The sequence below is a fragment of the Polaromonas sp. CT11-55 genome (genome assembly GCF_047303325.1).
GTDB lineage: Bacteria > Pseudomonadota > Gammaproteobacteria > Burkholderiales > Burkholderiaceae_C > Polaromonas.
The window spans coordinates 113,043-125,347 of sequence record NZ_JBKBEX010000008.1; the positions used below are offsets into that span (position 1 = coordinate 113,043).

At 63.8% G+C, this 12,305-nt stretch carries 14 protein-coding genes; 12 read left to right on the forward strand and 2 right to left on the reverse strand.

Translation table 11 applies throughout. From position 1 onward, the window contains the following. The first annotated feature begins 8 nt into the window (after positions 1-8). Positions 9-992: a GlxA family transcriptional regulator gene (locus tag ACEN8I_RS10230; RefSeq protein WP_413328293.1), complete on the forward strand. Its 984-nt coding sequence runs from the start codon at positions 9-11 to the stop codon at positions 990-992. Between the two features lie 108 nt (positions 993-1,100). Here ACEN8I_RS10230 and ACEN8I_RS10235 read toward each other — a convergent pair whose 3' ends face one another. Then, positions 1,101-1,922: a pyruvate, water dikinase regulatory protein gene (locus ACEN8I_RS10235; protein ID WP_074574924.1), complete on the reverse strand. Its 822-nt coding sequence runs from the start codon at positions 1,920-1,922 to the stop codon at positions 1,101-1,103. Between the two features lie 187 nt (positions 1,923-2,109). On the opposite strand from ACEN8I_RS10235, the gene ppsA reads away from it, so the two are divergent. From ppsA to dnaB, 10 genes are all read left to right on the forward strand, one after another. Then, complete coding sequence (gene ppsA, locus ACEN8I_RS10240; RefSeq protein WP_413328295.1) at positions 2,110-4,509, forward strand: phosphoenolpyruvate synthase; 2,400 nt, start codon at positions 2,110-2,112, stop codon at positions 4,507-4,509. A gap of 118 nt (positions 4,510-4,627) precedes the next feature. Continuing rightward, positions 4,628-4,924, forward strand: a complete 297-nt coding sequence (locus tag ACEN8I_RS10245; RefSeq protein ID WP_413328296.1) for a hypothetical protein — start codon at positions 4,628-4,630, stop codon at positions 4,922-4,924. A 2-nt stretch (positions 4,925-4,926) separates the two neighbouring features. After that, on the forward strand, positions 4,927-5,550 hold the full coding sequence (locus ACEN8I_RS10250; RefSeq protein ID WP_413328297.1) for a tetratricopeptide repeat protein: 624 nt from the start codon (positions 4,927-4,929) through the stop codon (positions 5,548-5,550). Further along, the gene (locus ACEN8I_RS10255) at positions 5,537-5,794 is read left to right on the forward strand and encodes a DUF4212 domain-containing protein (protein WP_413328298.1); all 258 of its coding nucleotides are present in this window, start codon (positions 5,537-5,539) and stop codon (positions 5,792-5,794) included. Before ACEN8I_RS10250 ends, ACEN8I_RS10255 begins: the two co-directional genes overlap by 14 nt. Continuing rightward, on the forward strand, positions 5,795-7,903 hold the full coding sequence (locus tag ACEN8I_RS10260) for a sodium:solute symporter family protein (RefSeq protein WP_413328299.1): 2,109 nt from the start codon (positions 5,795-5,797) through the stop codon (positions 7,901-7,903). Between the two features lie 274 nt (positions 7,904-8,177). Beyond that, positions 8,178-8,543, forward strand: a complete 366-nt coding sequence (rpsF, locus tag ACEN8I_RS10265) for a 30S ribosomal protein S6 (RefSeq protein WP_007871089.1) — start codon at positions 8,178-8,180, stop codon at positions 8,541-8,543. Between the two features lie 60 nt (positions 8,544-8,603). After that, the gene (priB, locus tag ACEN8I_RS10270; RefSeq protein WP_074574910.1) at positions 8,604-8,912 is read left to right on the forward strand and encodes a primosomal replication protein N; all 309 of its coding nucleotides are present in this window, start codon (positions 8,604-8,606) and stop codon (positions 8,910-8,912) included. Between the two features lie 10 nt (positions 8,913-8,922). Further along, the gene (gene rpsR / locus ACEN8I_RS10275; protein WP_007871078.1) at positions 8,923-9,207 is read left to right on the forward strand and encodes a 30S ribosomal protein S18; all 285 of its coding nucleotides are present in this window, start codon (positions 8,923-8,925) and stop codon (positions 9,205-9,207) included. Positions 9,208-9,218: 11 nt separating this feature from the next. Further along, positions 9,219-9,671 carry a 50S ribosomal protein L9 gene (gene rplI / locus ACEN8I_RS10280; protein ID WP_413328300.1) on the forward strand — a complete coding sequence of 151 codons (453 nt, stop codon included), beginning with the start codon at positions 9,219-9,221 and terminating at the stop codon, positions 9,669-9,671. A 181-nt stretch (positions 9,672-9,852) separates the two neighbouring features. Further along, complete coding sequence (gene dnaB / locus ACEN8I_RS10285) at positions 9,853-11,265, forward strand: replicative DNA helicase (protein ID WP_074574908.1); 1,413 nt, start codon at positions 9,853-9,855, stop codon at positions 11,263-11,265. 15 nt (positions 11,266-11,280) lie between these two features. Here dnaB and ACEN8I_RS10290 read toward each other — a convergent pair whose 3' ends face one another. Continuing rightward, on the reverse strand, positions 11,281-11,610 hold the full coding sequence (locus ACEN8I_RS10290; protein ID WP_413328301.1) for a hypothetical protein: 330 nt from the start codon (positions 11,608-11,610) through the stop codon (positions 11,281-11,283). A 425-nt stretch (positions 11,611-12,035) separates the two neighbouring features. Here ACEN8I_RS10290 and ACEN8I_RS10295 point away from each other — a divergent pair, with 425 nt between their 5' ends. Beyond that, positions 12,036-12,230: a hypothetical protein gene (locus ACEN8I_RS10295; RefSeq protein ID WP_413328302.1), complete on the forward strand. Its 195-nt coding sequence runs from the start codon at positions 12,036-12,038 to the stop codon at positions 12,228-12,230. Positions 12,231-12,305 lie beyond the last annotated feature (75 nt).

Below are 12,305 nucleotides of genomic sequence, written 5' to 3' on the forward strand. Positions count from 1 at the left end.
TTCAGTCAATGACCGATTTCACCGTCCTGGTGCTGCCCGGGTCTTTCGCGGCCAGCGTGGCTGTCACGCTCGACGTGCTGCAGGCGGCGGCCACACTGGCGCCGCGCCTGAAGCTGGCGCGGCCCAACTGGCGCGTGCTGTCGCCCTCCGGCGGCGCTGTGCCCCTGAGCAGCGGCATGCGCCTGGACACCGCGGCCCTGCCCAGGCGCCAGCGCGCCGACACCTCGACCTGGATCATCCCGGGACTGGGCCTGGACAACGCCCAGGCGGTCACGGCCGGGCTGGCGGGCGCGGATGCACAGCGCGCCATCCAGGCCATCACCGCACACGCGGCGCGGGGCGGCCGTGTCGCGGCCTCCTGCTCGGCGGTGTTTTTGCTGCAAGCGGCCGGCCTGCTGGCCGGGCGCCGCGTCACGACGTCCTGGTGGATGGCGGCGGAGCTGCGCCGCCTGGAGCCGCGCTGCAACGTGGATGCCGACCGCATGGTCTGCGCCGACGGCCCCGTGAGCACGGCGGGCGCCGCCTTCGCGCAGACCGACTTGATGCTTCACCTGTTGCGCACGCGTTTCGGCGCGGGGCTGGCCGACGCGGTGGGGCGCATCCTGCTGATAGACGGGCGGCAGGCGCAGGCACCGTTTGTGCTGCCGGCCATGCTGTCCAACGGCAACGAACTCGTGGCCCGGCTGATGGCGCGCATCGAATCGGCACTGCCGCAGCCACCCAGCGTCGAGGCACTCGCCGGCGAATTCGCGATGTCGCAGCGAACCCTGTCGCGCCGTGTGCGCGAGGCCACGGGCCGGAGCACGCTGGCGCTGGTGCAAAGCGTGCGGCTCAACCGCGCCCGCATGCTGATCGAGTCCAGCCGCATGAGCATAGAACAGGTGGCCGGGCAGGTGGGCTATGAGGACGCCACGGCCCTGCGGCGGCTGATGCGCAAGTCGGCGGGTGCCAATCCCAGCCGCTATCGCAGGACACAGGCCGGTTCGCCGTAAGTAGCAGCGGGTTTCATTTCGGCCTGTGCGCTGCAGGAGCTGCGTATCGACGCTGCCCGCTGCCTGGACGCGTGAACCGGTCAGGGGCCGGCCGACTACCCGCCCGGTTCAGTATTCCAGCCGTTCCGGCCGGATTTCCTGCAGGATGGTGGTCGAAATCTCTTCGATCGACTTGGTGGTGGTCGAGAGCCAGCGTATGCCTTCGCGCCGCATCATGGCCTCGGCCTCGTGGATTTCGTCGCGGCAGTTCTCCAGGCTCGCGTATTTCGAGTTGGGCCGGCGTTCGTTGCGAATCTGGCTCAGGCGCTCCGGCGCGATGGTCAGGCCGAAGATCTTCTTGCGGTGCGGCACCAGCGCTGGCGGCAGCTGGCGGCGCTCGAAATCTTCGGGAATCAGCGGGTAATTGGAAGCCTTGAGGCCGTACTGCATGGCCAGGTAGAGCGAGGTCGGCGTCTTGCCGCTGCGGCTCACGCCCACCAGGATCACGTCCGAGTTCTCCAGGTCGCGGTTGCTCTGGCCGTCGTCGTGCGCCAGCGAAAAATTGATGGCCTCGATGCGGTCGTCGTATTCCTTGCTCTTGGAGGCATCTGAAAACCGGCCCACCCGGTGATTGGACTTGATGCCCAGCTCGCCCTCCAGCGGCGCGACGAACATGCCGAACATGTCCAGCAGCATGCCGTTGCAATGGGTTTTGATGACGGCCAGGATTTCCATGTTGACCAGCGTGGTGAAGACGATGGGGCGCTTGCCCTCGACTTCGGCCGTATGGTTGATCTGCCGTATCGCCTGGTGGGCCTTGTCCACGCTGTCGATAAAGGGCAGGCGGACATGGCGCGGCTTGAACTCGAACTGCGCCAGGATGGCGTTACCAAAGGTTTCCGCAGTGATGCCGGTGCCGTCGGAGATGAAAAACACGGTGCGTTGGGACATGGTGAGTATTTGGCTGATTGAAAGCTGGGTGAAAGCCTGACGCGGCGCATCCGGCGGCGGGCCCCTACAATTGGGCCAATTATCCAGTTTGTCACGCCATGCCCCGCCACAACCCCCTAGAACAACAACAAGGTTGCCTGCCGCGCATGGCGAATTCCCCGGTTTTTAAACCTCCCGGAGTATTTTCATGTCCAAGCTGTTTGAGGCGACCGCCCTGGTCGTACCGTTTGAAAACCTGAGGATGACAGACGTCGAGGCCGTTGGCGGCAAGAACGCCAGCCTCGGCGAGATGATCTCGCAACTGCCCACCGGCCCCGAGGGCGTGCGGGTGCCCACCGGATTCGCCACCACGGCCCACGCTTTCCGCGTGTTCCTGGCCCATGACGGGCTGGACAAAAAAATCAACGGCGTGCTGGACGCGCTCAACACCGACGACGTGCGGGCCCTGGCCGACGCCGGCGCCAAGATCCGCGCGCTGGTCGAAGCCCAGCCTTTCCCGGCCGACCTCGAAAAAGCCGTGCGCGACAGTTTTGCCGTGCTGAGCGCGGGCAACGCCCAGGCCAGTTTTGCGGTGCGCTCCTCGGCCACGGCCGAGGATTTGCCCGACGCGTCGTTTGCCGGCCAGCAGGAAACCTTTTTGAACGTGGTCGGCATCGAGGACGTGCTGCACAAAATGAAAGAGGTGTTCGCCTCGCTCTACAACGACCGCGCCATCAGCTACCGCGTGCACCAGGGTTTTGCGCATTCCGACGTGGCGCTGTCCGCCGGCATTCAGCGCATGGTGCGCAGCGACAAGGGTGCGGCCGGCGTGATGTTCACCATAGACACCGAAAGCGGCTTTGAGGACGTGGTTTTCATCACCTCCAGCTACGGCCTGGGCGAAACCGTGGTGCAGGGCGCCGTCAATCCCGACGAGTTCTACGTGCACAAGCCCATGCTCAAAGCCGGCAAGCGCGCCGTGATCCGCCGCAACCTGGGCTCCAAGCTGCTGCAGATGGAGTTCGCCACGCCGGAAGAAAAAAAAGCCGGCGGCAAGCTGGTCAAGACCACCGATGTGCCGACCGAGCTGCGCAACCGCTATTCGTTGACCGATGACGACGTCGAGCAGCTGGCTCGTTATGCGCTCATCATCGAGGCGCATTACGGCCGCCCCATGGACATCGAGTGGGGCAAGGACGGCACCGACGGCCTGCTCTACATCCTGCAGGCCCGTCCCGAGACGGTGAAGAGCCAGGCCAAGGGCAAGGCCGAGCAGCGCTACAAGCTCAAAGGCACCGGCACGGTATTGGCCGAGGGCAGGGCGATCGGCCAGAAAATCGGCACCGGCCCGGTCCGCATCGTGCACGACATCAAGGACATGGACCAGGTGCAGGCCGGCGACATCCTCGTCACCGACATGACCGACCCGAACTGGGAGCCGGTGATGAAGCGCGCCAGCGCCATCGTCACCAACCGCGGCGGGCGCACCTGCCACGCGGCCATCATCGCGCGTGAGCTGGGCATTCCGGCCGTGGTCGGCTGCGGCGACGCGACCGAGACGCTCAAGGACGGCATGTTGGTGACGGTGAGCTGCGCCGAAGGCGACACCGGCAACATCTATGATGGCCTGCTCGAAACCGAGGTGACCGAGGTGCAGCGCGGCACCATGCCGCCCATCAACCTCAAGATCATGATGAACGTGGGCAACCCGCAGCTGGCCTTTGACTTCTGCCAGATGCCCAACCACGGCGTGGGCCTGGCGCGGCTGGAGTTCATCATCAACAACAACATCGGCGTGCATCCCAAGGCCATCCTGGAGTACCCCAACATTGACGCCGACCTGAAAAAGGCTGTGGAAAGCGTGGCCCGCGGCCATGCCTCGCCGCGTGCTTTTTATGTCGACAAGGTGGCTGAAGGCATCGCCACCATAGGCGCGGCCTTCTGGCCCAAGCCGGTGATCGTGCGCCTGTCGGACTTCAAGTCCAACGAGTACCGCAAGCTGATAGGCGGCTCGCGCTACGAGCCCGAGGAAGAAAATCCCATGTTGGGTTTCCGCGGCGCGGCGCGCTACCTGAGCCCCGACTTCGCCGAGGCCTTCGCGATGGAATGCGAGGCGCTCAAGCGCGTGCGCAACGACATGGGCCTGACCAATGTCGAGGTCATGGTGCCCTTTGTGCGCACCCTGGGCCAGGCCAAGGCCGTGACCGAGCTGCTGGCCAAACACGGCCTCAAGCGCGGCGAGCAGGGCCTGAAGATCATCATGATGTGCGAGGTGCCCAGCAATGCGGTGCTGGCCGACCAGTTCCTTGAGTACTTCGACGGCTTCTCCATAGGCTCCAACGACCTGACCCAGCTCACGCTGGGCCTGGACCGCGACTCCGGCCTGGACATCCTGGCCAAGGACTTTGACGAGCGCGACCCGGCGGTCAAGGCGCTGCTGAGCCAGGCCATCGCCGCCTGCAAGCGCGCCAACAAATATGTCGGCATCTGCGGCCAGGGCCCCAGCGACCATCCCGACTTCGCCCTGTGGCTCAAGGAGCAGGGCATAGGTTCGATCTCGCTGAACCCCGACACGGTGATGGACACCTGGAAACAGTTGGCCGGCTGAGCCAGACCCGCCGTACCCACCGAGGGAAAACCCCTGGTGGCCGGCGCCCCCGCGGTAAGCAATTGGCAATTCCTCCGATGACAATCGGAGGCACTGCCTTTCCTGTCTGCCATCAGCCATGCTTGCCGTCGCCACCACCGCCAAACTGCTAGCTGAAATTGCGCTGTTCGCGCTGGCCGGCCAATGGGTGTTGGGGATGCTGGCTGGTGCCGGACGCGGCGGCAACCCGTTCTACCGCCTGCTGGAACTGCTGGGCCGGCCCTGGGTGAGGGCGGCGCGCTGGATTACGCCGCCCGTGGTGCTGGAGCGCCACCTGCCCTTGGTGGCCTTCCTCGTGCTGGCGCTGGTCTGGCTTGCGGCGGCCATCACAAAAGTCCGCATCTGCCTGGAAATCGGGATAGCGCTGTGCAAATGAATATGAGCCTGCCGCTTGCACCCGCCCTGCAGTACCACTTCCTGAAAGCGCAGGCCTTGCTGCTGCTAGCCGCCGGCAAGCGCGCCGCCGCCTTGCCGAGGTTCGCGCGGATGCTGCGCCTGCGGCCGGCCGATCCTTACGCCCTGGCCAGCCGTGGCCATGTGCAGGCGCAGTTGCAGCTCACGCAGGAGGCCATTGACAGCCTGCGGCAACTGACCGCCGCCTGGCCGCGGCAGGCTGCGGGCTGGTTCAACCTGGGCTATGTGCTGCAGCAAGCCGGGCACCATGAAGAGGCCGGCGCCGCTTTCGAACGCGCGCTTGCGCTGGACCCGCGCCTGGATCGGGTCTGGTACGGCCTGGCGCTGGTGCGTATCCACCAGCAGCGCTGGCAGGAGGCCGCTGAGGCGCTGGAGCGTAACACTGCGCTGCAGCCGCTGGGGCCCTATGGCTGGTACCGGCTCGCGCAGGTCTGGCTGGCGCTGGGCGAGCCAGGCAAGGCGCGCAAGGTCATCGCCCACCTGCGCCGTTTTGAGCCCCGCGTGGCCGCGCAGCTGGAGCGAGAAAACGCCGAGGCGCTACAGGCGGGCAGGGCGTCCGCGAGCGAGGCAGGCCATGCAGCCCGCTGACAGCCATCGCCGCTATTGGCGCAAGACCCTCGTTGTAACGGCCGTGCTGCTGCTGGTCTGGTTCAGCGTGACTTTCGGCGTGAGCTACTTTGCGCGCGCGCTGAGCTTCCGTTTTTTTGGCTGGCCTTTCAGCTTCTGGGTGGGCGCGCAGGGCGCCTTGCTGGTGTACTGCCTGATCATCGGCTTTTATGCCTGGTACATGAACCGGCTCGACATCGAGCACGACGTGGCGGACGGGGACTAGATGGCCGGCTTCTTCGGTTCACGTGAGGGGGTCATGCTGTCCAGCCAGCAGTTCAAGGCGCAGCTCAACCGCGTCTACCGCTGGTACACCGTGGGCCTGGTGGTGTTCGTGCTCATCCTGGCCGGCCTGGAGCGCATGGGCCTGCCGCGCCTGTGGATAGGCACGGCCTTTTTGCTGGCCACCATAGGCCTGTACGCGGGCATTGGCATCATGAGCCGCACCACCGACGCGGGCGAATACTATGTGGCGGGCCGGCGCGTGCCGGCGGTCTACAACGGCATGGCCACCGGCGCCGACTGGATGTCGGCCGCCTCCTTCATCGGCCTGGCCGGCACGCTTTACCTCACCGGCTACAGCGGTCTGGCCTTCATCATGGGATGGACCGGTGGCTATTGCCTGGTGGCGCTGGTGCTGGCACCTTACCTGCGCAAGTTCGGCCAGTTCACCATTCCCGACTTCCTGGGGGAGCGCTATGGCAAGCTGCCTCGCGTCCTTGGTGTGGGGGCCGCCATCCTGTGCTCCTTCACCTACCTGGTCGCGCAGATTTACGGGGTGGGCCTGATCACTTCCTACCTGACCGGCATCGCCTTCGAACTGGGCATTTTCCTGGGTCTGGGCGGCATCCTGGTGTGTTCCTTCCTGGGCGGCATGCGCGCCGTGACCTGGACGCAGGTGGCCCAGTACATCATCCTGGTGGTGGCCTACCTCATTCCGGTGGTGTGGCTGTCGGTCAAGCAGACCGGTGTCCCGGTACCACAGCTGGTTTACGGCCTCCAGTTGGAAAAAGTCAGCGCCAAGGAAAAAGAGCTGGCCTCGGACCCCAAGGAACTGCAGGTGCGAGAGCTGTTCAGGCAGCGGTCCGAGGCGCTGTCCGGCAAGCTGGCCCACCCGGCCGAGGCGCTGGCCGCCGACAAGCTGGCCGCCGCCAAACGCATGGAACAACTCAAGGGAGGCAACGCCTCGGTGGCTGAAATCACCTCGGCGGCCAAGACCCTGGCCGCTATGCCCCGGGACGAGGCGGCGGCCGTCAAGGCCTGGACGGCCGCCAAAGCCGCGGCCGAGGTCAAGACTCAGCCGCTCAACGGCATGCCCGCCCATGCGGCACAGTTCTCGGGCGATCCCGAGGGCACACCCCGGGAGCAGGAGGCCTACGACACCTCGCGCCGCAACTTCCTGGCCCTGGTGTTCTGCCTCATGGTGGGCACGGCCGCCTTGCCGCACATCCTGATGCGTTACTACACCGTGCCCAGCGTGCGCGAGGCGCGGCAGTCGGTCACCTGGTCGCTGTTTTTCATCTTTTTGCTGTATTTCACGGCGCCGGCCCTGGCCGTGCTGGTGAAGTACGAAGTCTTCACCGTACTGGTCGGCACGCGCTTTGACCAGCTGCCGTCCTGGGTCGGCGCCTGGAGCCGGGTGGACGGCAGCCTGCTGTCGGTGGCCGACATCAACCGCGACAACATCCTGCAGCTCAATGAAATGACCATAGGCGGCGACATCATCGTGCTGCTCACGCCCGAGCTGGCGGGCCTGCCCTATGTGATCTCGGGCCTGGTGGCGGCCGGCGGGCTGGCCGCCGCGCTGTCGACCGCAGACGGCCTGCTGCTGACGATCGCCAATGCGTTAGGCCACGACCTCTATTACAAGATGATCGACCCCAACGCCTCCACCGTGAGCCGGGTCACGGTGTCCAAGATCTTGCTGCTTATCGTGGCCTTGCTGGCGGCCTATGTGGCGGCGCAAAAGCCGGCGGACATCCTGTTCCTGGTATCGGCGGCGTTTTCCTTCGCCGCCGCCTCCTTTTTCCCGGCGCTCAGCCTGGGAATCTTCTGGAAGCGTGCCAACGGCATAGGCGCCGTCCTTGGCATGGTGTCTGGCCTGGGCGTGACGTCTTACTACATGTTCACCAACCAGCCCTGGCTGCGCGCCACTTTCGGCATCAGCTCGCCGGTCCAGCTGTGGTGGGGCATAGACCCGATTTCGGCCGGGCTGTTCGGCGTGCCCGTGGGTTTTGCGGTGATGGTGCTGGTGAGCCTCCTTACCCCGGCGCCCAGCCAGAAGATCCAGGAGCTGGTCGAATACATCCGCTACCCGGACCTAAAACGGCTCTGAAACCCTGTCAGATCGGCCAATTAGGGGGGCTTTTTGGCGGTTTCAGGGCCTTTTCCCCCAAAAAATGCGCCAAACCGGAGCCCATCTCTTTACCAGCATGAGCCGCGGGACTGGCTTTGCCAGACCGCAGGCGGGCGGCCCCCTCGGGGGGGCAGGGAGCTACACGCAGTGAGCGACCGTGGGGGCCAACAGCCAACGTGCTATACTCCTGGGCTTCGCCTTGCTGCACCCTTAACGACGCTGGGGCAGCTTTAATCAACCACAAGGAGAGTTTATGCGTCACTATGAGATCGTCTTGCTGATCCACCCGGATCAAAGCGAGCAAGTCCCAGCCATGCTGGAACGTTACAAGGGCATGATTACCGCCGGCGGCGGAAAAGTGCACCGTGTTGAAGACTGGGGCCGCCGCCAGCTGGTGTACCTGATCCAGAAGCTCGCGAAAGCCCACTACCTCTGCATCAACATCGAAGCCAGCCAGGCCGTGATGGAAGAAATCGAACACGCGTTCAAGTTCAACGATGCCGTGCTGCGCCACCTGACCGTGGTCAAGAAAAAGGCCGAAACCGGCCCATCCCTCATGATGCGCAACGTCGAGAGGGAAGAAGCCCGTAAAGCCCAACAGCAGGAGTATGCGGCTTAATTGCCACCATGCTGTTGAACGCCTCGCTGCCGCGCAGCTGCCATTGAGCAAAAGCCCGCAGTGAACCACGTTGAACTGACCGCTTGTATCGCCGAGGCAAGTCCTCTTCGCTACACGCCCGCTGGAATCCCCGCCGCCAATTTCGTCCTCGAACACGAGTCCGAAGTCGTCGAAGCCGGGGTCACCAGACAGGTCAAATTGACGGTCAGGGCAGTTGCCTTCGGAGCGCTGGCTGAGCAATCAGCCAAGTCCCCCTTAGGCCAGCCCTTCAGGTTCACCGGTTTCCTCATCAATGCGCGCACCAGCAAAGGTGTTGTTTTCCATATTCAAGCTCTGCACAAGGTAGAGCAAGTACCGAACCCCATTTAAGGAGTCCATCATGGCCGGACCAAAACGTTTCAACAAAGACAAGCGCCCCAAGCGCAATACCCAATCCCTGCTGTTCAAGCGCAAGCGTTTTTGCCGCTTCACAGCCGCTGGCGTTGAAGAAATCGACTACAAGGACATCGACACCCTGCGTGATTTCGTTGCCGAAAACGGAAAAATCATCCCCGCACGCCTGACCGGCACGCGCGCGATTTTCCAGCGCCAGATCAACACCGCCGTCAAGCGCGCTCGCTTCCTCGCGATGCTGCCTTACAGCGACCAGCACCGTACCCTGTAAGGAGCACGACCATGCAAATCATTCTGCTCGACAAAGTCGTGAACCTCGGTAACCTCGGCGAAATCGTCAAGGTCAAAGACGGCTATGCACGCAACTTCCTGATCCCTTCGGGCCGCGCACGCCGCGCCACGGAAGCCAACAAGGCCGAATTCGAAGCCAAGCGCGTCGAACTTGAAAAGGCTGCGGCCGCCAAGCTGGCCGAAATGCAAGCCCAGGGCGAAAAGCTGAGCGGCACCACCGTCAAGCTCACGCAAAAAGCCGGTGTGGACGGCCGCCTGTTCGGCTCCGTCACCAACCACGACATCTCTGCTGAACTGACCAAGCAGGGCTTCCCTGTCGTCAAGTCGCAGATCCGCATGCCCAACGGCCCGCTGAAGATCGTTGGCGACCACGCCGTGACCGTGGCTCTGCACACCGATGTGGCTGTGGACATCACCGTGACCGTGTACGGCGAAACCGCTTAAGCGCTTTTTCCCTTCACGAAAAAAGCCGCTCGCCGAGCGGCTTTTTTCATGGCCGGCCGTATCGCCCGACTGTGCACACCTTCCCGGTCCATTTCCACCCGATTTCCCCCGGTTATCCACAGCCTTATCCCGCGGTGTTTTGCGCCCACGGCGTACCATTCACCCTCTCTCAAGGAAACCCATGTCCGCCGTACTTTCCACCTATGACGATCCCGGCTACAGCCCCGACCGCCAGATCGCCCAGCTGCGCATTCCGCCGCATTCCATCGAGGGTGAATCCAGCGTCCTGGGCGGCCTGTTGCTCGACAACGGTGCCTGGGACCGGGTGGGCGACCTGCTGGTCGACGAGGACTTCTACCGCTCCGAGCACAAGCTGATCTTCGCCGCCGTGGGCGCGCTCATCAACGCGAACAAGCCGGCAGACATCATCACGGTCTATGAATACCTGCAGAACCAGGGCAAGGCCGACGAGGTAGGCGGCCTGAGCTACCTCAATTCGCTCGCGCAATACGTACCCAGCGCGGCCAACATCCGCCGCTACGCCGAGATCGTGCGCGAGCGCTCCATCCTGCGCAAGCTGGTGTCGGCCTCCGACGAAATTGCCACCAACGCCTTCAACCCGCAGGGCAAGGACGTCGCGACCATCCTCGACGAGGCTGAGCAGAAGATCTTCAAGATCGGCGAGCAGGGCTCGCGCATGAAGGAAGGCTTCCAGAGCATGGACACGCTGGTCGTGAGCCTGCTGGATCGCGTGACCGAGATGGCCGAGAACCCGCAGGACGTGACCGGCGTGCCCACGGGCTTCAGGGACTTTGACCATATGACGTCCGGCCTCCAGGCCGGCGACCTGATCGTCCTGGCGGCGCGCCCCTCCATGGGCAAGACAGCGCTGGCCATCAACATTGCCGAACACGTCGCGCTCAACGAGGGCCTGCCGGTGGCGGTGTTTTCCATGGAAATGGGCGCGTCCCAGCTCGCCGTGCGTATCGTTGGCTCCATAGGCCGCATCGACCAGACCCATTTGCGCACCGGCGCCCTGACCGACGAAGAGTGGCCGCGCCTGACCGAGGCCATCGAAAAGCTGCGCACCGTCTCACTGCACATCGACGAAACGCCGGGCCTGACCGTGAGCGAGTTGCGCGCCAATGCGCGGCGCCTGGCCCGACAGTGCGGCAAGCTGGGCCTGATCGTGGTCGACTACCTGCAGCTCATGAGCGTCTCCGGCGGCATGGCTGAAGAAAACCGCGCCACCGCCGTCGGCGAAATCTCGCGCGGCCTGAAGATGCTGGCCAAGGAACTGCAGTGCCCGGTCATTGCCCTGTCGCAGCTCAGCCGCGGCGTCGAGTCGCGCACCGACAAGCGCCCCATGATGAGCGACCTGCGCGAGTCCGGCGCCATCGAGCAGGACGCCGACATCATCATGTTCATCTACCGCGACGAGTACTACACCAAGGAGGCTTGCAAAGAGCCCGGTGTGGCAGAGGTCATCATCAGCAAGCAGCGTAACGGCCCCACGGGCACGGTGAAGCTTGCATTTATCAACCGCATCACCAAGTTTGAGAGCCTGGCGCACGGCGCGTCAGGAGACTTCTAGCCATCACCAGCAGGCTCAAGGCGCAAAATCCGCTTCAGCGGGCGTGCGCCTTTTTTTGCGTATGACCGTCACTGGTCCCGCGACATTCGCCGCTACCGGGGTTTGCACGGGCCTGGTTGCGAACAAGTGCTCAGCGCTGCAGATAGCGGCCTCGACATCACCCCGGTTCAGTCGCTGGATCACCGATCCATTGACCTGCAGATAGCCGCCGTCGCGCGCGATGGCCAGAAAGCCAAACTCCATCCCTCGGTGCACGGTTCCGATCACGCGATAGGAGTCCACCGGCGGAATGGCCCAAGGTGCTCTCAGGATTTTGTGCAGGCGGACTGTCAGGCGTTCATCCATACGGTTTTCTCCCTTGTTCTTGTATCGGGTGGCATTGGGCTCGTGGGTCGCCGCGGCCGAGGTCGGCATGCGGCGCCGCGAATCGATGATGTTTGTTGGTGACGCCTTCTTGCATCGTTGTCTCCCTCCTTGAAAACTTCGTTGACAGCTTGTTGAACTCTTTTGACGACCTTGAAAAGGTATGCGAGTTCGCCAGGGAAGTTCGCGCGAATTGTCTGTGCGCGGTACATCTTTGTCGGATTTCCTGAATCCGGCGCTCCTAGCCCTGTTCTTTGCCGCCAAGACTGGCTAGCATCCGCCGGGACGGCAAGGGTGATCCGCGTGCGTCCTGAAGCAAGGCTTGTTTCGTCCGGTCGTTTCGCTGGCATCCGAACCGTCGCTTGAAGTGGAAGTTTTCAACCAACTAACCTGCAAGGAAAAAACCTATGCCTACCACCTCGAATAGCGCGGAAGCCCACACCTTGTCGCGCAACCTGACGTCTAATTTCAAAGGGGACGTGAACTCGCTCAACCAGAAGGTTGTCGAAGGCCGCATTCTGGAAACCGCCATCGCCCAGCTCGCGGGCCGCCCCGGTTTCAATCCGGCCGCGATCAGCATCGTGTTCGGCCTGAAGTGGTAACTGCCGGCTAGCCGCCGCGGGGTGCGCGGATATTTTCTGCGTGCCCCGTCGCGGCCACGGTCCCTGACTTGCCCG

Bases quoted from the DNA above. Each gene is read 5' to 3' on its own strand.
- ACEN8I_RS10230 (WP_413328293.1), top strand. From the start codon at position 9: ATGACCGATTTCACCGTCCTGGTGCTGCCCGGGTCTTTCGCGGCCAGC.
- ACEN8I_RS10235 (WP_074574924.1), bottom strand. From the start codon at position 1,922: ATGTCCCAACGCACCGTGTTTTTCATCTCCGACGGCACCGGCATCACT.
- ppsA (WP_413328295.1), top strand. From the start codon at position 2,110: ATGTCCAAGCTGTTTGAGGCGACCGCCCTGGTCGTACCGTTTGAAAAC.
- ACEN8I_RS10245 (WP_413328296.1), top strand. From the start codon at position 4,628: ATGCTTGCCGTCGCCACCACCGCCAAACTGCTAGCTGAAATTGCGCTG.
- ACEN8I_RS10250 (WP_413328297.1), top strand. From the start codon at position 4,927: ATGAGCCTGCCGCTTGCACCCGCCCTGCAGTACCACTTCCTGAAAGCG.
- ACEN8I_RS10255 (WP_413328298.1), top strand. From the start codon at position 5,537: ATGCAGCCCGCTGACAGCCATCGCCGCTATTGGCGCAAGACCCTCGTT.
- ACEN8I_RS10260 (WP_413328299.1), top strand. From the start codon at position 5,795: ATGGCCGGCTTCTTCGGTTCACGTGAGGGGGTCATGCTGTCCAGCCAG.
- rpsF (WP_007871089.1), top strand. From the start codon at position 8,178: ATGCGTCACTATGAGATCGTCTTGCTGATCCACCCGGATCAAAGCGAG.
- rpsR (WP_007871078.1), top strand. From the start codon at position 8,923: ATGGCCGGACCAAAACGTTTCAACAAAGACAAGCGCCCCAAGCGCAAT.
- rplI (WP_413328300.1), top strand. From the start codon at position 9,219: ATGCAAATCATTCTGCTCGACAAAGTCGTGAACCTCGGTAACCTCGGC.
- dnaB (WP_074574908.1), top strand. From the start codon at position 9,853: ATGTCCGCCGTACTTTCCACCTATGACGATCCCGGCTACAGCCCCGAC.
- ACEN8I_RS10290 (WP_413328301.1), bottom strand. From the start codon at position 11,610: ATGGATGAACGCCTGACAGTCCGCCTGCACAAAATCCTGAGAGCACCT.
- ACEN8I_RS10295 (WP_413328302.1), top strand. From the start codon at position 12,036: ATGCCTACCACCTCGAATAGCGCGGAAGCCCACACCTTGTCGCGCAAC.